Annotated in this window: 26 protein-coding genes and 1 tRNA gene; 13 read left to right on the forward strand and 14 right to left on the reverse strand. The window is 62.8% G+C overall.

The window, feature by feature from the left end; all coding sequences use genetic code 11:
• Positions 1–118: 118 nt before the first annotated feature.
• The gene (locus tag HBN98_RS18890; protein WP_064587293.1) at positions 119–370 is read left to right on the forward strand and encodes a DUF2790 domain-containing protein; all 252 of its coding nucleotides are present in this window, start codon (positions 119–121) and stop codon (positions 368–370) included.
• 45 nt (positions 371–415) lie between these two features.
• Here the strand turns inward: HBN98_RS18890 and HBN98_RS18895 are convergent, their stop codons facing one another.
• Positions 416–1360: a LysR family transcriptional regulator gene (locus HBN98_RS18895; protein ID WP_083369301.1), complete on the reverse strand. Its 945-nt coding sequence runs from the start codon at positions 1358–1360 to the stop codon at positions 416–418.
• Between the two features lie 87 nt (positions 1361–1447).
• Here HBN98_RS18895 and mug point away from each other — a divergent pair, with 87 nt between their 5' ends.
• The 5 genes from mug to HBN98_RS18920 all read left to right on the forward strand — a co-directional run bounded on the left by mug (position 1448) and on the right by HBN98_RS18920 (position 5331).
• The gene (gene mug, locus HBN98_RS18900) at positions 1448–1966 is read left to right on the forward strand and encodes a G/U mismatch-specific DNA glycosylase (protein WP_083369300.1); all 519 of its coding nucleotides are present in this window, start codon (positions 1448–1450) and stop codon (positions 1964–1966) included.
• A gap of 72 nt (positions 1967–2038) precedes the next feature.
• Entirely contained in the window at positions 2039–2422 is a 384-nt protein-coding gene (locus HBN98_RS18905; RefSeq protein WP_083369299.1) for a DUF1801 domain-containing protein, read from the forward strand.
• A 137-nt stretch (positions 2423–2559) separates the two neighbouring features.
• Positions 2560–2634: transfer RNA gene (locus tag HBN98_RS18910), tRNA-Gln, on the forward strand.
• A gap of 171 nt (positions 2635–2805) precedes the next feature.
• Positions 2806–3186, forward strand: a complete 381-nt coding sequence (locus HBN98_RS18915; protein ID WP_083369298.1) for a RidA family protein — start codon at positions 2806–2808, stop codon at positions 3184–3186.
• A 156-nt stretch (positions 3187–3342) separates the two neighbouring features.
• Complete coding sequence (locus tag HBN98_RS18920; protein WP_083369452.1) at positions 3343–5331, forward strand: peptidase U32 family protein; 1989 nt, start codon at positions 3343–3345, stop codon at positions 5329–5331.
• 42 nt (positions 5332–5373) lie between these two features.
• Here the strand turns inward: HBN98_RS18920 and HBN98_RS18925 are convergent, their stop codons facing one another.
• From HBN98_RS18925 to HBN98_RS18945, 5 genes are read right to left on the reverse strand one after another with little or no spacing between them, the layout of a single operon-like run.
• The gene (locus HBN98_RS18925; RefSeq protein ID WP_083369297.1) at positions 5374–6648 is read right to left on the reverse strand and encodes an NAD(P)/FAD-dependent oxidoreductase; all 1275 of its coding nucleotides are present in this window, start codon (positions 6646–6648) and stop codon (positions 5374–5376) included.
• A 2-nt stretch (positions 6649–6650) separates the two neighbouring features.
• Positions 6651–8228, reverse strand: a complete 1578-nt coding sequence (locus HBN98_RS18930; protein ID WP_083369296.1) for an aldehyde dehydrogenase (NADP(+)) — start codon at positions 8226–8228, stop codon at positions 6651–6653.
• A gap of 59 nt (positions 8229–8287) precedes the next feature.
• On the reverse strand, positions 8288–9235 hold the full coding sequence (locus tag HBN98_RS18935; RefSeq protein WP_083369295.1) for a dihydrodipicolinate synthase family protein: 948 nt from the start codon (positions 9233–9235) through the stop codon (positions 8288–8290).
• Positions 9236–9285: 50 nt separating this feature from the next.
• On the reverse strand, positions 9286–10212 hold the full coding sequence (locus HBN98_RS18940; RefSeq protein ID WP_083369294.1) for a 4-hydroxyproline epimerase: 927 nt from the start codon (positions 10210–10212) through the stop codon (positions 9286–9288).
• 22 nt (positions 10213–10234) lie between these two features.
• Complete coding sequence (locus tag HBN98_RS18945; RefSeq protein WP_083369293.1) at positions 10235–11863, reverse strand: APC family permease; 1629 nt, start codon at positions 11861–11863, stop codon at positions 10235–10237.
• Positions 11864–12063: 200 nt separating this feature from the next.
• Here HBN98_RS18945 and HBN98_RS18950 point away from each other — a divergent pair, with 200 nt between their 5' ends.
• Complete coding sequence (locus tag HBN98_RS18950) at positions 12064–12837, forward strand: AraC family transcriptional regulator (protein WP_064587312.1); 774 nt, start codon at positions 12064–12066, stop codon at positions 12835–12837.
• Positions 12838–12843: 6 nt separating this feature from the next.
• Here HBN98_RS18950 and phnE read toward each other — a convergent pair whose 3' ends face one another.
• From phnE to HBN98_RS18985, 7 genes are all read right to left on the reverse strand, one after another.
• On the reverse strand, positions 12844–13611 hold the full coding sequence (gene phnE, locus HBN98_RS18955; protein ID WP_083369292.1) for a phosphonate ABC transporter, permease protein PhnE: 768 nt from the start codon (positions 13609–13611) through the stop codon (positions 12844–12846).
• Positions 13608–14435 carry a PhnE/PtxC family ABC transporter permease gene (locus HBN98_RS18960; RefSeq protein WP_083369291.1) on the reverse strand — a complete coding sequence of 276 codons (828 nt, stop codon included), beginning with the start codon at positions 14433–14435 and terminating at the stop codon, positions 13608–13610. Before HBN98_RS18960 ends, phnE begins: the two co-directional genes overlap by 4 nt.
• A complete protein-coding gene (locus HBN98_RS18965; RefSeq protein ID WP_064587315.1) occupies positions 14429–15226 on the reverse strand; it encodes a phosphonate ABC transporter ATP-binding protein in 798 nt (265 codons plus the stop codon). Before HBN98_RS18965 ends, HBN98_RS18960 begins: the two co-directional genes overlap by 7 nt.
• Positions 15223–16092, reverse strand: a complete 870-nt coding sequence (locus HBN98_RS18970; protein WP_064587316.1) for a putative selenate ABC transporter substrate-binding protein — start codon at positions 16090–16092, stop codon at positions 15223–15225. Before HBN98_RS18970 ends, HBN98_RS18965 begins: the two co-directional genes overlap by 4 nt.
• A 190-nt stretch (positions 16093–16282) precedes the next feature.
• Entirely contained in the window at positions 16283–16873 is a 591-nt protein-coding gene (locus HBN98_RS18975) for an HD domain-containing protein (protein ID WP_083369290.1), read from the reverse strand.
• A gap of 76 nt (positions 16874–16949) precedes the next feature.
• Positions 16950–17507, reverse strand: coding sequence for a helix-turn-helix domain-containing protein (locus tag HBN98_RS18980; protein WP_083369289.1), 558 nt, complete (start codon positions 17505–17507; stop codon positions 16950–16952).
• Positions 17508–17581: 74 nt separating this feature from the next.
• Complete coding sequence (locus HBN98_RS18985) at positions 17582–17980, reverse strand: RidA family protein (protein ID WP_064587319.1); 399 nt, start codon at positions 17978–17980, stop codon at positions 17582–17584.
• 122 nt (positions 17981–18102) lie between these two features.
• On the opposite strand from HBN98_RS18985, the gene HBN98_RS18990 reads away from it, so the two are divergent.
• Positions 18103–19047, forward strand: coding sequence for a LysR family transcriptional regulator (locus HBN98_RS18990; RefSeq protein WP_083369288.1), 945 nt, complete (start codon positions 18103–18105; stop codon positions 19045–19047).
• Positions 19048–19122: 75 nt separating this feature from the next.
• Positions 19123–20283: a radical SAM protein gene (locus HBN98_RS18995; protein WP_083369287.1), complete on the forward strand. Its 1161-nt coding sequence runs from the start codon at positions 19123–19125 to the stop codon at positions 20281–20283.
• Here HBN98_RS18995 and HBN98_RS19000 read toward each other — a convergent pair.
• Positions 20265–21152 (reverse strand): LysR substrate-binding domain-containing protein, encoded by an 888-nt coding sequence (locus tag HBN98_RS19000; RefSeq protein ID WP_083369286.1) that lies wholly within the window; start codon positions 21150–21152, stop codon positions 20265–20267. The two genes, HBN98_RS18995 and HBN98_RS19000, sit on opposite strands and share 19 nt — an antisense overlap.
• Positions 21153–21263: 111 nt before the next feature.
• On the opposite strand from HBN98_RS19000, the gene HBN98_RS19005 reads away from it, so the two are divergent.
• Genes HBN98_RS19005 through HBN98_RS19020 form a run of 4 tightly spaced genes read left to right on the forward strand, consistent with a single transcriptional unit; the run spans position 21264 to position 25503 of the window.
• Positions 21264–22316, forward strand: coding sequence for an agmatine deiminase family protein (locus HBN98_RS19005; RefSeq protein WP_083369285.1), 1053 nt, complete (start codon positions 21264–21266; stop codon positions 22314–22316).
• Positions 22317–22319: 3 nt separating this feature from the next.
• Complete coding sequence (gene aguB / locus HBN98_RS19010) at positions 22320–23228, forward strand: N-carbamoylputrescine amidase (RefSeq protein WP_083369284.1); 909 nt, start codon at positions 22320–22322, stop codon at positions 23226–23228.
• Positions 23229–23230: 2 nt separating this feature from the next.
• Positions 23231–24334, forward strand: a complete 1104-nt coding sequence (locus HBN98_RS19015) for an extracellular solute-binding protein (RefSeq protein ID WP_083369283.1) — start codon at positions 23231–23233, stop codon at positions 24332–24334.
• Between the two features lie 47 nt (positions 24335–24381).
• On the forward strand, positions 24382–25503 hold the full coding sequence (locus tag HBN98_RS19020) for an agmatine deiminase family protein (protein WP_083369282.1): 1122 nt from the start codon (positions 24382–24384) through the stop codon (positions 25501–25503).
• Positions 25504–25517 lie beyond the last annotated feature (14 nt).

Raw genomic sequence — 25517 nt, forward strand, 5'->3', positions numbered from 1 at the left:
TCATCACCCTTTTGGACACAGTGTTTGTCCAGCCGACCGATTTTTGCCGTGCGCTGCAACCCCTAACATCGTCTGCAACCCGTGATCCAACACGGTTCCCCACAAGACGGTGAACATCATGAAGCTTGCAAAAATCGCTCTTCTTCTGGTCCTTGGCGGTATCGGCGCGCAGGCGTTTGCGGCGGATGAAACCGCGCAGGTCGAGGCCTATAACGCTGCCGTTCAACCGGACATCGCCCACGTGGTGTCGATCTCCGACGCGGCCAACCAGTGCGGCGCGGTGCCGGTACAGATGACCTATGACGACTCGACCGGTGCACGGCATGTCGTGCAATACCAGGTGATGGGCAGCGGTTGTTCCAACGGTTGATGGTTGATGCCGGCGCTGGAGGGTCGACACTCCAGGTCTGCGGCACTAAGCGTTGGCGAGTGGTCTGGCGCCGGCCATGTCTTCATCGGACGCCAGCAGTTGCGGGATGGCGGTTTTCAGGAACTCCACCCAGGTCTTGATTTTGGCGTCGACGAATTTGCGCGACGGGTAGATCGCGAACAGGTTGTATTCCTCCAGGCGGTACTCCGGCAGGACCCGCACCAGTGTGCCTCCCACCAATCCTTCGACGGCGGATGCCAGCGGCTGAATGCCGATGCCCATGCCATTTCTGATCGCAGTGGCCATGCCGTCGGCGGTGTTGATGTGGAAGGGTGAGTCGGGGATGTTCTGGGTTTCCATGCCCTGTGGCCCTTCGAACACCCAGTTTTCTGCGGGCATCACCGTGTTGACGATGCGCAGGCAGTCATGCGCGGCGAGGTCGCCGGGTGTGGCAGGGTGGCCGCGTTTGCTCAGGTACGACGGCGAGGCGCAGAGGATGCTGTAGGTGGTGCCCAGGCGTTGCGCGACAAACCCGGAATCGGGCAGGTCGCGGGCGAGGACGATCGACATGTCGTAGCTTTCTTCGAGCAGGTCGGGCAGGCGATTGCTCAGGGTCAGATCGAACATCACCGTGGGGTGAATCTCGCGGTAGCGGGCGATGGCGTTGATCACGTAGTGGTTGCCGATGGCGGCCATGGCGTGGATCTTCAGACGCCCGACCGGCAAGGTCTGGGCGGTGCCGGCTTCTTCGTCGGCTTCGCGCAGGTCATCGAGAATTTTCTCTGCTCGCTGCAGGTAGCGCATCCCGGCTTCGGTCAGGGCGAGGCGGCGGGTGGTGCGGTTGATCAGGCGCGTGTGCAGCCGGGCTTCGAGGCTGGAGACGGCTTTGGACACATTGGTCGTGGTGGTGTCGAGCACGTCGGCGGCGGCGGTGAAGCTGCCGCTCTGGGCCACGCTGACGAAGCAGCGCAGGGTCTGAATGACGTCCATCGTTGTGGTTGGCTCTTTGGATGGGGTTGCCATTCTAGGGTTTGCCGTGGGTGGTGTTGCAAATGTTTGCGAATGAGGGGCGGGCGCATGGCGGGTGAAGGGCTTGAGGACATTCTGGCGCCGGTGCTTTCGGTGGTGTTCTGCGGGATCAATCCGGGGCTGCTCGCGGCGGCGCGGGGGCATCATTTTGCCGGGCGCGGCAATCGCTTCTGGCGCACCTTGCACCTCGCCGGGTTCACACCGTATGAAGTGCGGGCGGAGGATGATCGAAGCATCCTGCAATTCGGCTGCGGATTGACCGCGGTGGTCGAGCGGCCGACGGCGCGAGCGGATCAGTTGGCGGTGCAGGAGTTTGCGGCGGTGGCTTTGAGCTTTGAACAGAAGATCACCCGCTGTGCGCCGCGTTATGTGGCGTTTCTGGGCAAGGCTGCGTATGCGGCGTTGTCGGGGCAGAAGGTGGTGGCGTGGGGGTTGCAGGCAAAGACCTTTGGTGGCGCGCACGTGTGGGTGTTGCCCAATCCCAGTGGGCGCAATCGGGCGTTCTCCCTTGAGCAATTGGTCGCGGCATATCAGGAATTGCATGAGGCATTGATCGCTAGCGGGTAAAGCAGGCATCCAGCGTTTTTCGGTTGGCCAGCTACGATTGATGCAGTCAAACCGCCGAGGAGGACGCCCGCCATGAAACCCGAAAAACCACCCACCGACGCCTCGGCACTGATCGACGCACGAATCGCTGAACTGGCCGACTGGCGCGGGGCCATCCTCGGCGAGATTCGCAAGGTCATGCACCAGGCCGATCCCGAGGTGCTGGAGGAGTGGAAGTGGCGGGGCGTTCCGGTGTGGTCGCGGGGCGGCATCATTTGCACTGGGGAGACCTACAAGACGGCGGTGAAGATGACCTTCGCCAAAGGCGCGGCGCTGGTCGATCCTGCGGGGTTGTTCAACGCCAGTCTGGAGGGCAACACCCGGCGGGCGATTGATTTTCACGAGGGCGACCAGGTCGATGAGCAGGCCTTGAAAGCGCTGATTCGCGAGGCGATTGCGTTGAATTTGTCGAAGTGAATCTTGGTGTTTGCCCCGGCTCAGAAATAACTGGCTGTTTTAAAACAAATTTTTTTGCACTCGGGGCTTCCCAGATCAAAAAAAGGTTGGTAAATTGCGGCCCATTCTCGCAGAGCTTGTTACAGAGCTTGAGATACAGGGGCGTCGCCAAGCGGTAAGGCAGCAGGTTTTGATCCTGCCATGCGTTGGTTCGAATCCAGCCGCCCCTGCCATATTCAGAAAAACGCCAGTCCGAAAGGGCTGGCGTTTTTTTATGCGCGCGATTTGTGTCTGACGGCGACGGTTGCCTCAGCGGCAGCCGGGGACTGTTGTAAACTCCCCCGCGAAAAGTCCCGGTGGGTTATTGGCCGGCGACCCTCACGCTCTCCAGACAAGAGACTTACATGGCTAATCAAGACCTCAGCTTCACCCCTGATCCGGATGCGGATTCGATTTCTTCCGACGTTGTCGGTTTCAACGGCATTCTGGTTTCGACCCAGATCCCGACCCGTGCCGACGGCAGCCTGGAGCTGGGCGACATCACCCTGCAAAGCGAATGCACCCTGCAGGCGCTGAAAGTGGCGCTGGAGCGGGCGGGCAGTTCGATGGATCGGGTCATGCACCTGACCATCTACCTCACCGACATGGCCGACCGCGTGGCGTTCAACGAAGTCTACAAGCGCTTCTTTGCCAAGCCATGGCCGGTGCGCGCTGCGGTGGGCGTGGCGTCGCTGGCGGTGGAAGGCATGCGCGTGGAAGTCACCGCAATGGCTGCCAAGGCCTGATCCTGCTTTAAAACCTGTGGGGGCAAACCAGCTCCCACAGGATTTGCGGTGTTCACGGGGCCGGAAGCCGTTGCCACTTGGCAGCACAGGCGTGCCGCCCGGGCGTTTCGCAGCTACAATGCGCGCCTTAACCGTGACAGCCTGACTAAAAAAACTATGTCCTTGCCCAAGCATCACCTGGAACTGCTCAGCCCCGCCCGTGACGTGGCCATTGCCCGTGAAGCCATCCTGCACGGCGCCGACGCCGTGTACATCGGTGGCCCGAGCTTCGGCGCGCGCCATAACGCCTGCAACGAGGTGAGCGAAATCGCCGAGCTGGTGGAGTTTGCCCGTCGTTATCACGCGCGCATTTTCACCACCATCAACACCATCCTGCACGACAACGAACTGGAGCCGGCGCGCAAGCTGATCCATCAGTTGTACGACGCCGGTGTCGACGCGCTGATCGTCCAGGACCTGGGCGTGATGGAACTGGACATCCCGCCGATCGAGCTGCATGCCAGTACCCAGACCGACATCCGCACCCTTGAGCGGGCGAAGTTTCTCGATCAGGCCGGTTTCTCGCAGCTGGTGCTGGCCCGTGAGCTGAACCTGAAGGAAATCCGCGCCATCGCCGACGAAACCGATGCCGCCATCGAATTCTTCATCCACGGCGCGCTGTGCGTGGCGTTCTCCGGGCAGTGCAACATCTCCCACGCGCAGACCGGGCGCAGTGCCAACCGTGGCGACTGCTCCCAGGCCTGCCGCTTGCCGTACACCCTCAAAGACGAAAAGGGTGGGGTGATCGCCTACGAAAAACACCTGCTGTCGATGAAGGACAACAACCAGAGCGCCAACATCCGCGCGCTGGTCGAGGCCGGTGTGCGTTCGTTCAAGATCGAAGGTCGCTACAAGGACATGGGCTATGTGAAGAACATCACCGCCTATTACCGCCAGCGCCTCGACGACGTGCTCGAAGATCGCCCGGACCTGGCCCGCGCCTCCAGCGGCCGCACCGCGCATTTCTTCCTGCCTGACCCGGAAAAAACCTTCCACCGTGGCAGCACCGACTACTTCGTCACCGACCGCAAGATCGACATCGGCGCGTTCGACTCGCCGACTTTCACCGGCCTGCCAGTGGGCACCGTCGAGAAAGTCGGCAAGCGTGACCTGCAGGTGGTGACTCAGGAGCCGCTGTCCAACGGCGATGGCCTCAACGTGCTGGTCAAGCGTGAAGTCGTGGGTTTCCGCGCCAACATCGCCGAGCCGAAGGGCGAGTTCGAAGAGGACGGCGAGAAGCGCTATCGCTACCGCGTCGAGCCCAACGAGATGCCGGAAGGCCTGTTCAAGCTACGCCCGAACCATCCGCTGAACCGCAACCTCGACCACAACTGGCAGCAGGCGCTGCAGAAGACCTCCGCCGAGCGCCGCGTGGCCCTGAGCTGGGTCGCGCGCCTGCGTGAAGAACAGCTGGAAGTCACCGCCACCAGTGAAGAGGGCATCAGTGCCAGCGTGACCCTGAACGGTCCGTTCGGTGTCGCCAACAAGCCGGAGCAGGCGCTGGAGCAATTGCAGGATCTGCTCGGTCAGCTCGGCACCACCCAGTACCATGCCACCGACATCAAGCTCGATGCACCGCAGGCGTTCTTCATTCCGAACTCGCAGCTCAAGGCGTTGCGCCGTGAAGTGATCGAAGCGCTGACCGCCGCCCGCGTCGCGGCGCATCCGCGTGGCAGCCGCAAGGCCGAAACCACGCCGCCGCCGGTGTACCCGGAGTCGCACCTGTCGTTCCTCGCCAACGTCTACAACCAGAAGGCGCGCGACTTCTATCACCGTCACGGCGTGAAGCTGATCGATGCGGCGTACGAGGCTCACGAAGAGGCCGGTGAAGTGCCGGTGATGATCACCAAGCACTGCCTGCGGTTCTCGTTCAACCTGTGCCCGAAGCAGGCCAAGGGCGTGACCGGTGTGCGCACCAAGGTTGCACCGATGCAGCTGATTCACGGTGACGAAGTGCTGACCCTGAAGTTCGACTGCAAGCCGTGCGAGATGCACATCATCGGCAAGATGAAGGGCCACATCCTCAACATGCCGCAACCAGGCAGCGTGGTCGGCCACATCAGCCCCGAAGACCTGCTGAAAACCATCCCGCGCGCGCCACACTGAGTCTGCAGCGGGCATGGCGCTACGGCGTCATGTCCTTTGAATTCAGAAACGTTGCAAGCGGTATGCCTCCAGCGTCGGCAGATCGGCCATGATCTGGCCTGCCGGCGCCAAGGCCAGTTGCGCAATCATCTGCGCCGTGACCGCGGCTTGCGTCAGCCCCAAATGCTGATGACCAAACGCAAGCAACACGCGGCCGTCGCAGACCTTGTCGATGATCGGCAGCGAGTCCGGCAGCGACGGGCGAAACCCCATCCACGGCGTCGCGTCTTGCACGCTCAAATCGCGGCGGAACAGGCCTTGGCTCAACCGGTGCAGCTGCCAGGCGCGCTCCATGCACGGCGGGCGCTGCAGACCGGCGAACTCCACCGTGCCAGCCAACCGCAAGCCCCCGGCCATCGGCGTCATGATGAATTTGCGCTCTAGCGAGGTGACGGCGAACGGCAGTCGCCCGTGCTCGTGCGGCAACATCAGGTGATAACCGCGTTCGGTGTCCAGCGGCACCTGTTTGCCAGTCAGAGCTGCCGTGAGTTTCGCCGAATGCGCGCCACAGGCGATCAGCACCTGACGCGCGTTGACGCGGCCCTGCGGGGTGATCAGCGACACGCCTTGTGCCTGCAACTGGCCGCCCTGAACCTCTTGTTGCAGAAACTGCACGCCGGCCGCTTTGGCCGCGCTGACCAATTCACACACCACCCGATACGGATCGAGAAAGTGCCCGGTGCGCGGGAAGAACAGCCCGCCCTGAATCTGTGCGCTGAGTTGCGGCGCGCGGTCCTGTACGGCACTGGCCGACCAGGCATCCACCGGCACCTGCTGCTGACGCATGCGCGCCTGCAACGCTTCGATGGCTGGCCGCGATTCGCCGCGTTCGAACACCAGCAGCGAGCCGTCCTCCTTGAGCAGACCTGTTTGGCCGATGCTGTGCAGCAGGCGATTCCACGCGGCGAGACTGCTTTCGTTGAGCGCACGCAACCCGGCGATCGTGCGCTGGAACGGCGCCGGGCGCAGGTTCAGCAATAAGCGGGTGAACCACGGCACGGCGCGCGGCAGGTATTTCCAGTCGAGGCGCAGCGGGCCCATCGGGTCCATCAACATCGCCGGCAAGCGTTTGAGGATCGACGCGTCGGCAATCGGAAACACCTGCTCGGTCGCCAGATGCCCGGCGTTGCCGAACGAGGCGCCGTGGCCGGGCGGTTGCCGGTCAATGACCACCACCCGCCGGCCCTGACGCGCCAGTTGCAGGGCGCAGGCGACACCGATGATGCCGGCGCCGATCACCGCGATGTCGGCGCTGTCCGCTGTGAGGTTATCGGGCATGGTCAGGCTTCCCTCTGACCGTCGAGCAAGCGCCGCAATTGCAGCGGATTCGCTTGTTTCAGCGGCGGCGGCAACAGGCGGTCGGGGAAGTCCTGATAGCACACCGGGCGCAGGAACCGCAGGATCGCCGCCGTGCCCACCGATGTGCTGCGCGAGTCTGAAGTGGCCGGGAACGGCCCGCCGTGAACCATCGCGTCACACACCTCGACCCCGGTCGGCCAGCCGTTGACCAGCAGGCGTCCGGCCTTGCGCTCCAGTGTCGGCAACAACGCCCGGGCGCGATCCAGATCGGCGTCATCCAGGTGCAGGGTGGCGGTCAGTTGGCCTTCGAGGTGTTCGCAGACCTGACGGACTTCATCGTCGTTGGCGCACTGTACGATCAACGACGCCGAGCCGAAGATTTCACCTTGCAGACGCACGTCAGCGAGGAAGTCTTGCGCCGAAGTGACGAACAATCGCGCCTGACATTGGTTCGGCCCTTCAGCCGCGAGGCCGCTTGCCACGCGTTGTGCTTGCGGATGTTCGGCCAGCGCGCCGACGCCAGTTTCATAGGCGCGGAAGATCCCCGGTGTGAGCATGGTCTGCGCCGGGCTGCGCTGGACATGCTCGGCCGCAGACGCGATGAAACGCTCCAGTGCCGGCCCTTGGTGAGCAATGACCAGCCCGGGATTGGTACAGAACTGCCCGGCGCCCTGGGTCAGCGAGGCCACGAAGCCTTGCGCCAACGCCTCACCGTGGGCGGCAAGCGCTGCGGGAAACAACAGCACCGGATTGATCGAACTCATTTCCGCATACACCGGAATCGGCTCGGGCCGCGCCTGCGCCGCTTGGCTCAGGGCCAGACCGCCACTGCGCGAACCGGTGAAGCCCACGGCCTTGATGCGCCAATCGCTGACCAGCGCAATGCCTACTTCGTTGCCGGAACCGAACAGCAGCGAGAACACGCCTTCAGGCAGAGCGGATTTTTTCACCGCACGGCTCAGCGCCTGGCCGACCAGTTCGCTGGTGCCGGGATGCGCGCTGTGCGCCTTGACGATCACCGGGCAGCCGGCGGCCAGTGCCGAAGCGGTGTCACCACCGGCGACGGAGAACGCCAGGGGAAAATTGCTGGCGCCGAACACCGCCACCGGCCCCAGTGCGATCTGCCGTTGCCGCAGATCAGAACGTGGCAGCGGCTGGCGCTGTGGTTGTGCATGATCGATGCGCACGCCCAGCCACTCGCCGGCGCGCACGGTGCGGGCGAAGGTGCGCAGTTGCCCGCAGGTGCGCCCGCGTTCGCCTTCAATACGTGCGCGCGGCAGGCCGCTTTCGGCCACCGCACGCTCAATCAATTCATCGCCGAGGGCTTCGATCTCATCGGCAATGCTGTCGAGAAATTCGGCGCGAGCACTCAGAGACGTCTCGCGATAACCGTCAAACGCTTGCCACGCCAGGGCGCAGGCCTGTTCGACCTGCTCGACGCTGCCGCCGGCGTAGGCCGGTTCGAGCACGGCATCGGTGGCGGGATTGATCGCGCGGATCGCTTCGCGGCTGCCGGCGATGGCTTGGCCGCCGATCAGCATGTGGCCTGTCAGAGTCATGGCGCTTCCTGATAATTCAAGTGAAGCCCCGGCGTGTGATGCCGGGGCGGGGACAGCGGTCAGGCGAGGTTCTGTTCGGCGGACCAGTTTTTGTACCACTGGCGGAACAGCGCGTACTGGGTCTCGGCATAGCGGCGCTGGGCGTCACTCAGGGCGTCGGTTTCGTTGAAGTGCAAGGCGTATTCGCGGTCGCCGTTGAGCACCATCAGGTGCTTGTAATACAGCACCAGATCGCAGCCTTCATCGAACGACGACAGCACTGCCAGCGCCGCTTCCAGTTCGCGAGCCAGGCGTCGGGCCTTGGCGTCGCCCTTGGCCGCTTGCTTGCTCAGCGCGACCAGTTGCAGGACTTCGCGGGGCAGGGCGTTGCCGATGCCGGTGATTGCGCCCGTGGCGTTGCAGTTGACGAAGCCGTGCACCACTTGGGTGTCGACGCCGACCATCAGGGTCACGGCGTCGTCCTGCGAGGTGATGTTTTCGGCGGCGTAGCGCAAGTCGGCGCCACCGCCGAACTCCTTGAAGCCGATCAGGTTCGGGTATTCGCGGCGCAGTTCGAAGAACAGCTCGGCGCGGGTGGCGAAGCCGTAGTAAGGGCTGTTGTAGATCACTGCCGGCAGGTTCGGCGCGGCTTGGAGAATGGCGGCGAAGTGCGCCTTCTGCGCGGTCGCCGAAGCACCACGGGACAGCACGCGGGGAATCACCATCAGGCCATGGGCGCCGACTTTCGCGGCGTGGGCCGCGTGGGCCACCGCTTCACGGCTGTTGACCGCGCCGGTACCGACGATGGTCGGCACGCCAGCCGCCACCAGCCGCGCCACGCCTTCCTGACGTTCGGCTTCGGTCAGCAGCGGCCAGTCGCCCATCGAACCGCAGTAAACCACCGCACTCATGCCGATATCGATCAGCTCGCGGCCCTTGGCGACCAGCGCGTCGAAGTCGGGTTTGCGCGCGGCGGTGCACGGGGTCATCAGGGCCGGAATGCAGCCAGTGAAGATGTTATCGCTCATGGTTGTAGCTCCTCGGGACATTCATTCAGATCGGTAAAAAACGGGGCAGGTCAGATGCCCCAGGCGAAAGGGTCTTGTTCGTCGATCAGCAGGGTGGCGTCGGCGGTCATGTAGGCGCGCCCGGTGATGAACGGGCGCACGCGCTCGCCTTCCCATTCGAAGTGGCCTTCGAACTGGCTGCCGGTGATGCTCGCCTGGGTCCAGACCTGGCCTTCGGCAAGTTTGCCGTCAGCGGCCAGGCAGGCCAGTTTGGCGCTGGTGCCGGTGCCGCACGGCGAGCGATCGTAGGCCTTGCCCGGGCACATGACGAAGTTGCGGCTGTCGGCCTGGTCATCGTCGGCAAACAGTTCGACGTGATCGATCAGCGCGCCGTCCTCGCCGTGGATGCCCTGGGCTTCAAGGGCCTTGAGCATCGCCCAGGTGTAATCGGTCAGGGCTTCGACGTTGCTCATCTGCAGGTCCTGGCCGTGCTCGGAGACGAGGAAAAACCAGTTGCCGCCCCACGCGATGTCGCCGAACACACGACCGTAGCCGGGCACCTCCACCGGCACCTGCTTGCGGTAGCGGTAAGCGGGCACGTTGCGCAGGGTCACCGCGCCGTCCTCGTGCAACGTGGCGCTGACCGGGCCGACCGGGGTGTCGATCTTGTGCACCCCCGGCTGGATGCGGCCCAAATGCTGCAGCGAGTTGATCAGGCCGATGGTGCCGTGGCCGCACATGCCCAGGTAGCCGGCGTTGTTGAAGAAGATCACCCCGCAGGTCGCATCCGGCGACATCGGCGCGCAGTACAGCGCGCCGACCAGCACGTCATTGCCACGCGGTTCGAGCAGGCAGGCGCGGCGCCATTGATCGTGCTGCGTGCGCAGGTTGTCGCGCTTCTCGGCCATGCTGCTGCCGTGTACCTCGGGGAAGCCTTGCATCACCAGCCGCGTAGGTTCGCCGCCGGTGTGGGAATCGATGATGTGTACGCGTTTCATGAAGTCGTCCCTTGCGTGAAAGTCAGGCGTGAGCCGGGCGTTGGCCGGTGGCGGTGCGGGCGGAGGACTCAGCGGCTTCGCTTTCGTCGTCCTCGGTTTCCAGACGAATCAGGTGTGCCGGTACGCCGGTGGCGGCGCCCCAGTAGTAGATGCCCAGCGCGCAGACCGCGACGATCACCGTGTCGAACGGGTGACTGAGCACGCCGATGCCGCCGAAGCTGCCGAGTTTGGAGAGGACGATGGTCACCGCGTAGAAGCCGATCAGCCACGCCGAGGAACGCACTTGCTGACCGAGGTTGAGGTGCGCGGTCGGCACCATGCGCCCACACAGCAGATAGATGACAAACATCAGGATTTGCAGGCCGAGCAACCACGACACGGTGCCCCAGCCCGACCAGTAGACGATCAGCGCCGCAATGATGAACGACAGCGGCCCGAGCACACTCATGCCCTTGACCCGGAACGGACGCGGCATCTCCGGCGCGTTGCGGCGCAGGGCGGCCACCGTCACCGGGGCCACGGCGTAGCTCAAGACCAGTGCAGCGGAGACCACGTTGATCAGCGCCTCCCATGACGGGAACGGCAGGGTCCAGAACACCGACAGGCCGAAGGTCAGCCACAGCGCCGGACGGGGGATGCCGGACTTCTCGTCGATGCGGGTGAAGACCTTGAAGAATGTCCCGGTCTGCGCCCAGCCGTAGATCACCCGTGGGGTGGCGTTCATGTAGATGTTGCCGCAGCCGCTGGGCGAGATCACCGCGTCCGCCACCACCAGATAGGCCAGCCAGCCGACGCCCAGTGCCAGCGCGATGTCGCGATACGGCAGGGCCAGTTCCTTGGCGACGCCGGCCCAGCCATTGGCGAGCATTTCGGTCGGGATGCCGCCGAGGAACGCAGTTTGCAGCAGCACGTAGATAGCGGTGGAGAGCAGTACCGAAAGGATCAGCGCAATCGGAATCGTGCGTTGCGGATTCTTCACTTCGCTGGCCACCGAAATGATCGGCGTCAGGCCCAGATACGCGAAGATCACGCCGCCGGCCGACACCGCCATTTCGATCCCGGACAGGCCGAACGGGGCAAAGCCATGCATCTGGAAGTTGGCCGGTTTGAAGAAGGTGAACAGCACGCCGATTACCAGCAGCGGCACGATGAACTTGAACACGCTGACCAGATTGTTGGCCATGGCGAAGGTCTTCACGCTGCGGTAGTTGAGCAGGAAAAACAGGCACAACAGCCCGAATTGCACGAACCAGCCGAGCATGGTCGGGTCACTGGAACCGACCTTGGTCAGTTCGGGAAACCACGCTGCCGCATATTGCCGTGAGGCGACCACTTCGATCGCCACCAGACTGGAAAACGCGATCAGCGTGATGAAGCCCATCAGGTAGCCGAGCAGCGGCCCGTGAGAGTAAACCGGGTAGCGCACCACACCGCCGGCGCGGGGCAACGCGGCGCCCAATTCGCAGTAGACGATGCCCAGCAGCAACACGGCGAAGCCGCCGAGCAGCCAGGAAAAGATCCCCGCCGGACCGGCAATGGCGGAGACGTGACTGGCGGCGAACAACCAGCCCGAACCGAAGATCGCCCCCAGTCCGATGAACGTGAGGTCTGTCAGTGAAAGTTGTTTTTTGAACTTGCCTTGGCCTTTCATAGCGTCGCCTTCTTGTTGGTTGTTGGAGGGGCGTGCAGTGGCGCTACAGTGAACTCATCCAGCGCGTCGCGATTGATGTTTTTTGCCGGCCGCGATGACGAATTCAGCACAATGGCCCACGCCAAAGCCCCGGCTCGACAGGCTGTCGGCCTTGGGGCAATCTGCGTGCAAGTGATAAAGCCGAGTGGGGAGTGAGAGGCATGCCGCAGAACGCGTTTGCGATCCTGAGCCAACAGAGCGAGGCGAGCCGGCCGCAGACCCTCGACGATCTGCTGGCGGGCATGGCGCTGTTGCTGCCGATGCTGGACGTGATTCCCAATGCGGCGATCTTCATCAAGGATGTGCAGGCGCGCTACGTCATGGCCAACCGCACGCTGGTGCAGCGCTGTGGTTTGAAAGACCTGCGACCGTTGCTTGGCAAGACCAGCGCCGAAGTGTTTCCGGCGCAATTGGGCCCGGGCTATACCGAGCAGGATCGGCGCGTGCTGGAAGAGGGCTGGGTGCTGGAGGATCAGCTGGAGTTGCATCTGTACGGCAGTCGCGAACCCGGCTGGTGCCTGACCCACAAGCGTCCGTTGTACGACCGCAATAATCGGATCATCGGCCTGGCAGGGATTTCCGTCGACCTGCAAACCGCCAGTGAAACCCATCCGGCGTATCAGCGTCTGGCGGCGGTGGACGAATACATCCGGGCGAACTTCAATCGCCGCGTCAGCCTCAGTGAACTGACACGCATCGCCGGGATTTCAGTGGCGCAACTGGAGCGTTACTGCAAACGGGTGTTCCACCTGACGCCGCGCCAGATGATCCAGAAAGTGCGCCTGGAGCATGCGCATCGGCTGTTGCACGGCGACTTGCCGATCACCGAGGTGGCGCTGCAGTGCGGCTATACCGACCACAGCGCGTTCACCCGGCAGTTCAAGGCGTCGACTGGGTTTACCCCGCGCCAGTATCGGTTGGCGACGGGGCCGTGAGGGTCGTCAGGCCTTGACCCAGCGCTGGCGGCTCCACGCACTCAACGAGTCCACGCCCAACACCAGTATCAGCATCGCCAGAATCACCGTGCTCGCCTGCGCTTCCTGAAACAGGCTCAGGCTGATATACAGCATTTGCCCCAGACCACCGGCACCGACGAAGCCCAGCACGCTGGCCATGCGGATGTTGTTTTCCCAGCGGTACAGGCAATACGCGAGCAACTGCGGGGCGAGGTTGGGCAGGGTGCCGTAGCAGAACGCCAGGACCGGATTGCCGCCCTGCAAGCGAATCGCTTCGGCAGGCTCGGGCGGGGTGTTCTCCAGTGCTTCGGCGAACAATCGACCGAGTACGCCGGTGGTGTGCAGGGCCAGCGCCAGGGTTCCGGCATTCGGGCCTAAGCCAGCGGCGAGCACCATCAGTGCTGCCCACACCAGTTCCGGAATCGCCCGCAGACCGTTAAGCAACAGCCGCGAGGCGCTTTGCAGCGGCCAACCGAAACGCCCGGCGGCCGGCAATGCCAGCATGATGCCGAACACCGCCGCAAGCAGGGTGCCGAGGGCCGACATGGCGAGGGTTTCCAGCGAGCCTTTGAGGATCGCCTGCAAGTGCGTGGCGCTCAGGTCCGGGCTGAGAAAACGTTGCGCGTAGGCGCCCATCTGCTTGAGGCTGGTGGCGCTACCCAGTTCACCGAGGTCGAGTTCGAGGTAACCGAACGAAGCGATGACGGCAACGCCAATGCCGACGATCAGCAACAGATTGATCAGGCGATTCATGTCAGCCTCCAGCGCAGCAGGCGGCTGAGTTGGTCGGCGCCGAGCACCAGAACCAGGAAGGTCAGCAACATGCTCGCCACTTCACCGCTGGCGAACATGCGCAGCGACAGGTCAATCTGTTGCCCGAGGCCACCGGCCCCAACAAATCCCATCACCACCGAGGCACGAATCGCGCACTCCCAGCGATAGACCGTGTACGACAGCAACTCCGCCGCGACATTCGGCACAATCCCGTAGGCGAACCCCGCGAGCCGCCCGCTGCCGGCCTGCATCAAGGCATGCGCCGGGCGCTGGTCGGTGGACTCGAAAATCTCCGCGTAGACCTTGCCGAGCATGCCGCTGTAGGTGATGGCGATCGCCAGCACACCCGCCGCCGGGCCGAGCCCTACGGCGCGCACGAACAGCAGTGCCCAGACGATTTCCGGCACGCTGCGCAGGAAGATCAGCAGCCCGCGCACCGGCCAGCGCAGCAAGCGCCCGACCCGACTCGGAATGCCGCCGCGCGACGCGGCCGACAGCGACAGCGCGCGACTGGCGATCAGGCTGGCCGGCACCGCCAGCAGCAAAGCCAGCGCCATGCCGGCGGTGGCGATGGCCAGGGTTTGCAGGGTGGCTTTGAACAGCAACTGGAGAAAGTCGGCGTCGTGGGCCGGCGGCCAGAAACCGGAAATGAAGCGGCCCATTTCGGTCTGGCTGTCGGTGTGCAGCAGCACCCCCAGGTCCAGTTCGCTGAGCTGGATGCCCGGCCACAACAAGGCGATTGCCAGCAGGCTTAGCAGCAACCGTGGCCCGCTGGCCGGGTCTCGTGAATCGACCTTCAGCATCGCGGAATCTGCACAATCAGTGGCGCACTCGGCGTGTTCGGGCTTTGCAGTTGTTCGTTGGCGTACAGCGTGTCGAGCATGTCGCGGCTGACCTGTTCGGCAGGGCTGTCGAACAGAATCTGGCCGTCACGCAAACCGATGATGCGCGGAAAGTGCGCCAGTGCCAGTTCCACCGCGTGCAGGCTCGCCACCAGCGTGACCTGATGCGCCCGGGCATGCTGCGAGAGGATCGACAGGGTGTGGCTGGCCAGGACCGGGTCCATCGCGGATACGGGTTCGTCTGCCAGCAGAATCTCCGGCGCCTGATACAGCACCCGGGCAATGCCCACGCGCTGCAATTGACCGCCGGATAACTGCTGACAGTGAGCGAACAGTTTGTCGCCCAGATCCAGCCGTGCCAGTGCGGCACGGGCGCCGGGAATGTCCAGTGGGTGCAGCAGATTCAACAGACTCTTGCCCAGGCTCCATTGCCCGAGCTTGCCGGCCAGCACTGCGGTTACCACGCGTTGGCGCGGCGGCAGCGGCGGCGCCTGGTGAACCAGACCGATGCGCGCGCGCAGGCGTTGGCGCTGGTGGGTGGAGAGGTGCCAGGGACGTTCGCCCAGCACCTCGATGTCGCCGCTGCTGGGGCGTAACGCGGTAGCCAGGAGGTTCAACAGACTCGACTTGCCGGCCCCGGACGGACCGATGATCGCTACCTGTTCACCGGCGCCAATCTGCAGGTCGACGCCGCGTAGCGCGTCGACCCCGTTGGCGTGGTGCAGGCGGCCTTGTTTGAGGCTCAGGGTCATTTCAACAGATCGGCGGCGCGAGCAGCTTCCTCGATGCCTTTGTAGTTCTCGGGCTTGGTGTCGATGAAACGGCTGGCCGCTTGCAGATCAAGAATCTTCTTCTGCTCCGGATTGGCCGGGTCGAGGTCGAGGAAGGCTTTTTTGATCTTCGCCGCCAGTGTCGGGTCGAGGGTGCCGCGCACGGTCCAGTTGTAATCGAAGTAGGCCGGGGTGGTGGCGAACACATGAACCTTGTTGGTATCGACCTTGCCGGCGTCCACCAGTTTCTGCCAGACGCTGGCGTTCAGCACACCGGCATCGACCTTGCCGGCCTGGACCCAGGCGACGGTGGCGTCATGCGCGCCGGAGTAGGCGACGCGACTGAAATAAGCTTCAGGCTTGATGTTGTCGTTCTTCAACATGAAGTAACGCGGCATCAGGCTGCCGGAGGTGGACGACACCGAGCCGAAAGCAAAGGTCTTGCCCTTGAGGTCGGCGAGGCTTTTCACGTTCGGGTCGGCGGTGATGAACTTGCTGGTGAACTGCGCATCCTGCTCGCGCTGTACCAAAGGGATCACCGGGGTCTTACCTTCGCCCTGAGTCTTCAGCTGTGCCTGAACAAAGGTGAAACCACCCAGCCAGGCCATGTCGAGGCGATCGGTCGCCAGTGCTTCGACCACGGCCGGGTAGTCGGCCACCGGCACGAACTGCACTTTCATGCCCAACTGCTGCTCCAGATAAGCCCCCAGTGGCTCGAACTTGCGCAGCAATTCGGTCGGTGCTTCATCGGGGATCGCGCTGACCCGCAGCACATCGGCGGCGTGCGTCACCAGAGCGGAAAAGGACAGGGCCAGGCCAGCGGTCAGTGCGAGGGTGCGTTTGAGCATGGAAATCTCCGTTTCATGAGCGTCGCATTCTAAGCGCCACGGGGCGAGGTGTCGCGACCGGGCGCTCAATCAGGGTAGACGAAACGGCGAGGTTATACGTAGGCAGGCGGTTAAACGCCAGCGCGGGTGTCGGGTGATGTTTTGCTCTACGTTTCACGCCAGTGGATGGGGCGCTGATGAAACAGGTTATTCAGGATCGCTCGTGGCCGCGTTGAGCGTCGCCGATGCGCTGTCGCGTGTCTTGATCGATCAGTGCCCGCAGGGTGGCGAAGACCGGGTCGGCGCTGGTGTACTGCTTGCCGTAGCCGAGATTGAAAGCGTAATCGAAATCCGCCGGGTTCAAACCTTGATTGTGTTGCAACAAGGTTTCCAGCTTATCCAGCGCCTTGACCGCTTTGGCCTCGGCCGACTGTGCGTTTTCATAATCGTCCCACAGCGCCAGAATCTCGCTGCGCAGCGCCTCATCGAGTGACCGGGTCAGTAACAGAAGGTCGTTACGTTCCTGCTCGCCCTTGTCGGGGAAAGCGGCTTGATTGACCGCTGGAATGTCGCCATTGATGGCTTCGCCCAGATCGTGAACCACGCACATCTTCAGGACTTTCAGCACGTCGAGGCCCGTCAGTTGATCGGCGAAGACCATCGCCATCAGGCACAGGCGCCAACTGTGTTCGGCAGTGCTTTCGGTGCGGCCGCTGGAGGTGTGGGCGCTGCGCAGGACGTCTTTGAGTTTTTCCGCTTCGCGCAGGAATTCGAGGCGTCGCTTGATCGTGTCGATATCCATGGTTCTGTCCGGCATGTTGAGCCAAAAGGCCAGACTAGAACCGCAGGCGTGGATCGTCCACGCATAAAATATGCGCTCAGAGCGTTTCGACCAGGCGTGTGGCGGTGCCATCGGACAGTGCGATGCGCGTCCAGCGGCACAGGCTTTGACGGATTGGCACGATCTCGGAATCGTTGCGGCCGGTGACGAACTCCACCGCTGCGGGCGCTTGAATCTCGTGCCAGCCGCTGCTCGCCAGGGCCGACTCCCTGAGCTGTATTTCAGCGGTTGCGTAGCGCCAGAGCGACTGCCCCAACAGCTCGCTGAGCGGACGGCTGAACTCGGCGGCGCGGGCCGGAGAACACGCCAGCAAGCGATGGGAAACATCACAGATCAGGTGCATCGGGCGCTGACTTTCATTGACCAGCCGGGCCAGGGCCTGATCGGCCGCGCTGTTCAGGCGTGCGCCGAGCAGCCGCTCCAGCTGTTGCTGCGCGGCGGGCTCCATGGCCTGAACGCCGCTTTCCCAGCGGGAGATGGTCGATTGGGTGACATTGAACAACTGCGCCGCGTGCGTCTGTTTGACGCGATGCAGCAGGCGCCAGCGACGCAGGGCGATGCCGGGCAAGACGGGTTTCAATATCGGATCGGACATCACGGTTGTCGATCAAGACTGATGGGCCGGACAGTCTGAAGACTGCCGGCCCGGGGTGCAAATTCGCCGGACGATCAGCTGCTTTCCGGCAGTCTGGCGATCACTTTGATCTCGAAGCGAAAGCCGGCCAGCCAGGTCACGCCCACTGCCGTAATCGTCGGATAGGGTGCGCTGCCCCAGAACTCCGGGACCACTTCCCAGATGGTTTCGAACGTCGACTGCGGATCGACCATGAACACCGTCACGTCCACCGCATCATCGAAACTGCACCCGGCAGCATGCAGGATCGCATTCAGATTGTTGAAGGCCAGACGCACCTGGTTTTGCAGGTCCGGTTCCGGCGAGCCGTCTTCAAGGCTGCCGACTTGTCCGGAGACGAACAGAAAACCGTTGGAACGAATCGCCGGCGAGTAGCGATGGCGCTCGTAAAGCGCATGGCGGGCGGGTGGGAAAACGGCGTCGCGCTGGGTCATGGGAGTCTCCATCATTGTTTGGTTGTTGACGATGGAGTGACTGTAGGGGCTTGCGCAGCGCCGATAAACGCGCAACCTTGGCGTTCACTGTTTGTAAATTCCAAACAATCGGAGGGCGACAAGTGGACCGTTTCGATGCAATGCAGGCGTTTGCCCGGGTGGTCGAGGCGGGCAGCTTCACCAAAGCCGCCGAGACCCTGCACATGAGCAAGACCACCGTGACCCAGCTCGTCCAGCAACTGGAGGCGCGGCTGCGGGTCAAGTTGCTCAATCGCACCACGCGCAAGGTCAACGTCACCGCCGATGGCGCAATATTCTACGAGCGGGTGATCAGTTTGCTGGCGGATCTGGACGACGCCGAAACCGCTTTGTCCGGCGCCTCTGCGTTGCCCAGGGGACGCTTGCGGGTGGATGTGCCGAGCCCGCTGGCCCGCCTGATTCTGATTCCGGCGTTGCCGGACTTCCACCGGCGCTACCCGGACATCCAGATCGACATGGGCGTCAGTGACCGCATCGTCGACATCATCGATGAGAACGTCGATTGCGTGGTGCGCGGCGGCGAGTTGCTGGATCAGTCGCTGATGGCCCGGCGGGTGGCCGATCTGCAGCTCGGGGTATTCGCCGCGCCGAGTTATCTGGCCCGCGCCGGAACACCGACGCATCCTCTGCAGCTTGAGGATTCGGATCATCGCGTGGTGGCGTTTCTCTGGGCCCGCACCGGCAGACCGGTGCCTTACGCCTTGCACAATGCCAGTGAACGCCTGTTGATCAAGGGACAGCACGTTCTGGCGGTCGATGATGGCAACGCCTATCTGGCGGCGGGCCTCGCCGGCATGGGCGTGCTCTGGCTGCCCCGGTACATGTCGGCTGAACACGAGGCGCGGGGCGCGTTGGTGCCATTGTTCGAGGGCTGGGGTCTTGATCCTATGCCGTTGTACATCGCGTACGCGCCGAACCGGCATATCAGCCAAAAGCTAAGGGTCTTTATCAATTGGATCGTGGAGTTGATGGCGGGCCACGCCAATGGCCCGGAACTTGCTGAGACGCGCTCCGAGACTGTCAAATAAATAACGAATAACGGCAATCACAACTTCGGCAGTTCTGGATGCAGCGCTATTCGCCCAAGGAGCGTCACCCCCGTCATGAATATGTATATCGATATTGTCGGCGCGTGCAATTTAAGCTGCCCTTCGTGCCCGATGGGCAACTCGGAAAACGTCAACTTCAAGAAAGCCATGCAAGTTGACATGTTCCGCAAGATCGTCGAGAAGGCCCGGAACGAAGGGGTCGAGACGATCTTTCTGTATAACTGGACCGAGCCATTGATCCACCCGCGAATCGGTGAGTTTGTCGAGATCATCAATTCGGCCGGTTTGCAGAGCGGTATCAGCTCCAACTTGAACCTGGCCAAGAACATAGAAACCGCCATGCTGGCCAATCCGTGGTTCTTCCGTATCTCGTTGTCCGGGTTTTACCAGGAGACTTACCAGCAGGGGCACGTTGGCGGTGACATTGAAGTGGTCAAGGCCAACATGATCAAACTGCATGAGCTCAAGCAGCAACATGGTTTGAATACGCATATCGAGGTTTACTACCACCGTTATCTGGACAATATTGAAGAAGAAGGGCTGATGCGCGAGTTCAGCCAAAGTCTGGGTTTCGAGTTCTCCACCGGGTATTCAGTAATGATGCCGCTGGAGAAAACGCTGGCGCTGATCGAGCGCGACCCTTCGGTGACGGATACCGATCATGAAACCCTGAAAAGACTGGCGCTGCCGCCTTACGACGATCTGGTCAATCTAGTCCGCCAATTTCCGAGGCAGGCGTGCTCGCTCAAGGATGACTGGCTGGTGCTCGATTGCAACGGCAACACCATCTTGTGCTGTACAATTTTCAATCAGACCGAATACCAGGTCGGCAAGTATCTGGACATGCCTCTGGCGCAACTGACCGGCCTCAAGTCCACCCAGAAAAATTGCGTCGACATGTGCAATCGCTGTGCGAAAAACGGCATGCACATCTATGCGACGTTACCCAATCAGGGACCGCTGCGAGAACACGCAGTCAACCGCATTATCGACTTCCAGCGCCGTACGATCTTGGGGCTGCCGGTCGAAAGCGAAAAGCTTGGGCGAACCGGCGAAGTCAGTGCGGAGAACTTCGACGAAGCGCAATACCTGCAAATGAACCAGGACGTCAAAAACGCGATTTCCACGGGGGCGTTCACCAGTGGTTATCAGCATTACGTGCTGTTCGGGCGTCTGGAAGGCCGGCTCGGTGCGGGTTATCTCACCGTCGTCTGACCGTGCGGATCGGGCCCTGCCAGTTGGGTTGAAAGCCACTCGCTGAAACATCGCGCCATCGGGTCGTTCTCGCTGTCGCGATGGGTCAGCAGCGCCCAGTTCGGGCCGCGAATGGTTTGCTCCACCAGCGGCTGCAACAGCCCACTGTCCTGCGCCTGGCGGCTGAGCAACTGGCTGACCAGCGCAATGCCAAGCCCTGCACACGCAGCGTCCAGCAACAGGCCCGGGTCGGAGAAGTTCAGGCCCTGATCCTGCTGGCCGACATCGATCCCGGCTTCCACCGCCCAATGACTCCAGTCCATTTCCCGTTCGCCGTGCAACGTGGTGCGCTGCGCGGCGGGCTGCGCCAACACGCTCGGGTGGCAGGCCGGGTAGAGGCGGTCGGCATGCAGCACTTTGAAGCTGCATTCGGCTTGCGAGCTGATGTCGTCGCGCACGGCGAGGTCAATCGTCTGGCTGACCATGTCGGGCACTTCATCGGTGCTGAAAATCCACAGATCGACCTGCGGATGCTGTTGCCGGAAATCCGCCAGACGCGGCAGCAGCCAGTGCCGGGCAAACGCCGGCGTGGTGTTGAGCACCAGTTGATTGGGCTTCTGATATTGCCCGAGGCGCCGGATGCCGACCGCCAGTTGCTGCAGCATCGCCTGCGTGGTGCTCAGCAGGTCGTGGCCGGCATCGGTCAGCGCCACGCTGCGTCCGTTGCGAAAGAACAGCGGCTGTTCGAGGTACGCCTCGAGGCTGCGGATCTGCTGGCTGATCGCCGATTGCGTGAGGTGCAACTCATCGGCGGCCTTGTGAAAACTGCCCAGGCGAGCAGCCGCTTCGAAGCCGCGCAGGGAGCTGAGCGGCGGCCAGTGTTTGAGCATATCGATAAGTTCCTCTAATCAGTTCTGCGCAAAATCCATCGTTTGTTCACCTGTTTATGCGTCCGTAGCATGGTCGCCTTGAACACATTGGCTTAACTAGCGAGGCTTATCATGCAGCACAATGACAATAAAAACAGCGCTTGGATGATGCCGGCGGAGTGGGTCACCCATGCCGCCACATGGATGGTCTGGCCGCACAACAAAACGTTGTGGGAGTCGGGGTGGCGCGTGACATTGGCGCAGGTGCAGGAAGACTTCGCCCGGGTCGCCAACGCCATCGCCCGTTTCGAACCGGTGAAGCTGGTGGTCGATCCGTCGGCCATCGCCAGCGCCAAAGCCCTGTGCGGGCCAAACATCGAATTGATCGCGCTGGCGGTCAACGACAGTTGGTGCCGTGACTCCGGCCCGAGCTTCGTCTGCCATCCGCAGCACGGGCTGGCCGGTGTCAGCTGGCGCTTCAACGCGTGGGGCGGCAAGTCGGCGCATGACCTGGACGAAAGCCTGGCACGTCGCGCCCTCAATCATCTGGGCCTGGAGTGCTTCGGCACGCCGCTGAGCAATGAAGGCGGAGCGATTCACGTTGACGGCGAGGGTACGCTGATTACCACCGAGTCGGTGCTGCTCAACCCCAATCGCAACCCGGGCATCGGCAAGGCCGAAATGGAAGAAATCTTCAGCCGCTTGCTCGGCGTGAAGAAAACCATCTGGCTGCCGGGCGATCCGGATTACGTCACCGGCGACATGACCGATGGCCATGTCGATGGCGTCTGCGCGTTCGCTCGTCCCGGCGTGTTGCTGGTGGATGCCACCCATGACCAGAACTCGGTGTACGCCGAGGTGGCGCGGGAGAATCGCCGCGCACTGGAACTGGCGACCGACGCTCAAGGCCGCCGGTTCGAACTGATCGAGCTGTTTGAGGCCAGCGAAGCGGTGGACACCGACGCCGAAGTGTTCTGCGCCTCGTACACCAATTTCTACATCGCCAACGGCGCGATCATCATGCCGGCTTACGGCATCGAGGCTGACCACGCCGCCGCCAAGGTACTGGAACAGGCCTTCCCCGGCCGCGAAGTGGTGCCGGTGCGCATCAATCACCTGGCTCATGGCGGTGGCGGGGTGCATTGCATCACCCAACAGCAACCGGCCTGGCCGGTGGAGGGTTGAGCGATGAGCCATCTGACCATCGCCACCACGCAGATGCCGTGCACCTGGGACCTGCAGCACAATCTTGATCAGGCTGAGCAACTGGTCCGTGACGCCGCCGCGCAGGGCGCGCAAGTGATCCTGCTGCAGGAGCTGTTCGCCACGCCGTACTTCTGCATCGAGCAAAGCCACAAACACCTGGCGCTGGCCGAGGAGTTTCGCGACAGCCGCATGCTCCAGCGCTTTGCCGCACTGGCGAAAGAGCTGGGCGTGGTGCTGCCACTGAGCTGGTTCGAGAAGGCTGGCAATGCGTACTTCAATTCGCTGACCGTGGCCGATGCCGACGGGCGCCTGTCAGGGGTGTACCGCAAGACCCACATCCCCAACGCCATCGGTTATCAGGAGAAGGAATATTTCAGCCCCGGCGACAGCGGTTTCAAAGTCTGGGACACCGCGTTCGGCCGCCTTGGCGTGGGCATCTGCTGGGATCAGTGGTTCCCCGAAACAGCGCGCTGCCTGGCGTTGATGGGCGCCGAAGTGCTGCTGTTTCCCACCGCCATCGGCTCTGAACCGGGCTGCGCGGCGCTGGATTCCCGTGACCACTGGCAGATGACCATGCGCGGTCACGCCGCGGCCAATCTGCTGCCGGTGGTGGCGGCGAATCGGGTCGGGCGCGAGGTGGCGACCACCGATTCGGCGTTGCACATGCGCTTTTACGGCTCGTCGTTCATCAGCGATCACAAAGGCCAATTGCTCGCCGCCGCCGACCGCGACAGCACCGGTGTGCTGGTGCACGGCCTCGATCTCGACGCCATGCGCGAAGAGCGCCTGAGCTGGGGCATCTACCGTGACCGCCGCCCGGACATGTATGGCGCGCTGCTCAGCCACGACGGTCGCCACCTCCATGCACGCTGGAACACTCAAGGGGTTTGAACATGGCTACGCACCACAAACGACTGCTCGGCGTATTGGGCCTGGCGCTGACTTGCGTGATCCCGTCGCTGCATGCTGAGGATAAAACCCTGCGGCTGTACAACTGGGCCGATTATTTTGCCGAAGACACCCTCAGCCGCTTCACCGCCGAAACCGGGATCAAGGTGATCTACGACGTCATGGACGGCAGCGAAACCCTAGAAGCCAAGATGCTCTCCGGCGGCAGCGGCTACGACCTGATCTTTCCCGGCGACACCGTGGCCGAGCGCCTGATGCGCGCGGGCAGCCTGATGCCGCTGGATCCATCGAAGCTGACGGCGCTGGCCGACATCGAACCCGGTTTGCAGAACCTGCGCAGCCATTACGAGCATTCCCGCCAAGCCACCGTGCCCTACACCTGGGGCACCATCGGCCTGACATATAACGCGGCACAGATCCAGCAGCGCATGGCCGACGCGCCGGTCAACAGCCTGGACCTGTTGTTCAAACCGGAACTGGCGGCGAAATTTGCCGATTGCGGAATCTCCATGATCGACTCGCCGGACGAAGTGCTGGCGGTGGTGCTGAATTACCTGGGACGCGATCCGCGCAGCGCGAAACCGGCGGATCTGGCGGCAGCCAGCGACTTATTGATGAAACTGCGTCCGTACATTCGCAAGTTCCAGTCGCAACCGGTGACCGATCTGGTCAACGGCAATCTGTGCCTGTCGCTGGGTTACAGCGGTGACATGACCCAGGCCCAGCGCACCTCGGACAGCGCCGGCAAGGCCACGAAATTCCAATACCGCATCCCTCGCGAGGGCACCACGGTGTGGATGGACACCATGGCGATTCCGGTCGATGCGCAACACCCGGAATACGCCTACGCCTTCATCAACTTCGTGATGCGCCCGCAGAACATGGCGGCGATCAGTAACTTCACCGGCTACCCGACTTCCAACGCCAAGGCGCGGGCCAGTGTCGATGAGGCGATGCGCGACAACCCGGACATTTACCCCGACGAGGCCACCTATGCGCGGTTGATTCCGGGCAAGGACATTCCCCAGGCCGACATGCGCGCCCGCATGCGCACCTGGACCAAATTCAAAACCGCCACCCACCCGTGATGCCAGCGCCGGCGCCCGCGCGCCGGCCAATTTCAGGAAAACCCGCTATGTCGACCCGTCGTGAGTTCATCAAACAAGTATCGGTCGCCGCCGGTGTCAGCGCCGCGTGCATCGGCCTTGGCCTGTCGCCGGGCAAAGTGCTGGCGGCCAGCGCAAAGGATTGGTTCATGCCCGACGAGGGCGACCCGCACGAACGCGCGTTCATCGCCTTCGGAGCGCAGGACGCGATCTGGGAGGATTTCACCGCTGACGTGCAGGCCGCCCTGGGCCGTGTCGCCCGTGCCATTGCCCGCTATGAGCCGGTGACCGTGTTCTGTCGCCAAGGCGAGCGCAGCCTGGCCGAAGAGTATTGCGGCACCCGTAATGTCACCTACGTGACCGCCGCGCTCGATGACATCTGGATGCGTGACATCGGCGCCAACTTCGTCATCGACGACAGGGGCGGCCTCGGTGCGGTCGACTTCAATTTCAACGGTTGGGGCGATAAACAGCAGCACACCAAGGACGCGAAAATCGCCGCGATTGTGGCTGACGACGCGCAAGCGACTTACCTGCGCAGCGAACTGGTGGGCGAGGGGGGTGGCATTGAAGTCGATGGTCACGGCACCGGGATCATGACCGAAAGCAGCTGGATCAACGCCAACCGCAACCCGGGCTGGAGCAAGGCAGACGTTGAGGCCGAACTGAAGGCGCGGCTGGGCCTGCGCAAAATCATCTGGCTGCCGGGGATCAAGGGCAAGGACATCACCGACGCCCACGTCGATTTCTATGCGCGGTTCATCAAGCCCGGCGTGGTCATCGCCAACCTCGACACCGACCCGCAATCCTACGATCACCAAGTCACGCTGGCGCATCTGGAGATTCTCAGGAAAGCCACCGACGCTGACGGTCGGCCACTGCAGATTCACACGATTTCGCCGCCGCTCAACCCACGCAAGAGCAAGTTCAATAAGAACAACCCGGATTTTGCCGCCGGCTACATCAATTACTTCGTGATCAACGGCGCGATTATCGCCCCGGAGTTCGGCGACAAGGCCGCCGACCAAAAGGCTTACGAGCTGCTGTCGAGGCTGTACCCGGAGCGCAAAGTCGAGCTGCTGAACATCGATGCGATTACGGCCGGTGGCGGCGGGATTCATTGCGTGACCAGCCATCAGCCGCAAGCGTGATTGACTCTTTGGCC

The organism is Pseudomonas koreensis (assembly GCF_012986595.1).
GTDB classification, from domain to species: Bacteria; Pseudomonadota; Gammaproteobacteria; order Pseudomonadales; family Pseudomonadaceae; genus Aquipseudomonas; species Aquipseudomonas koreensis.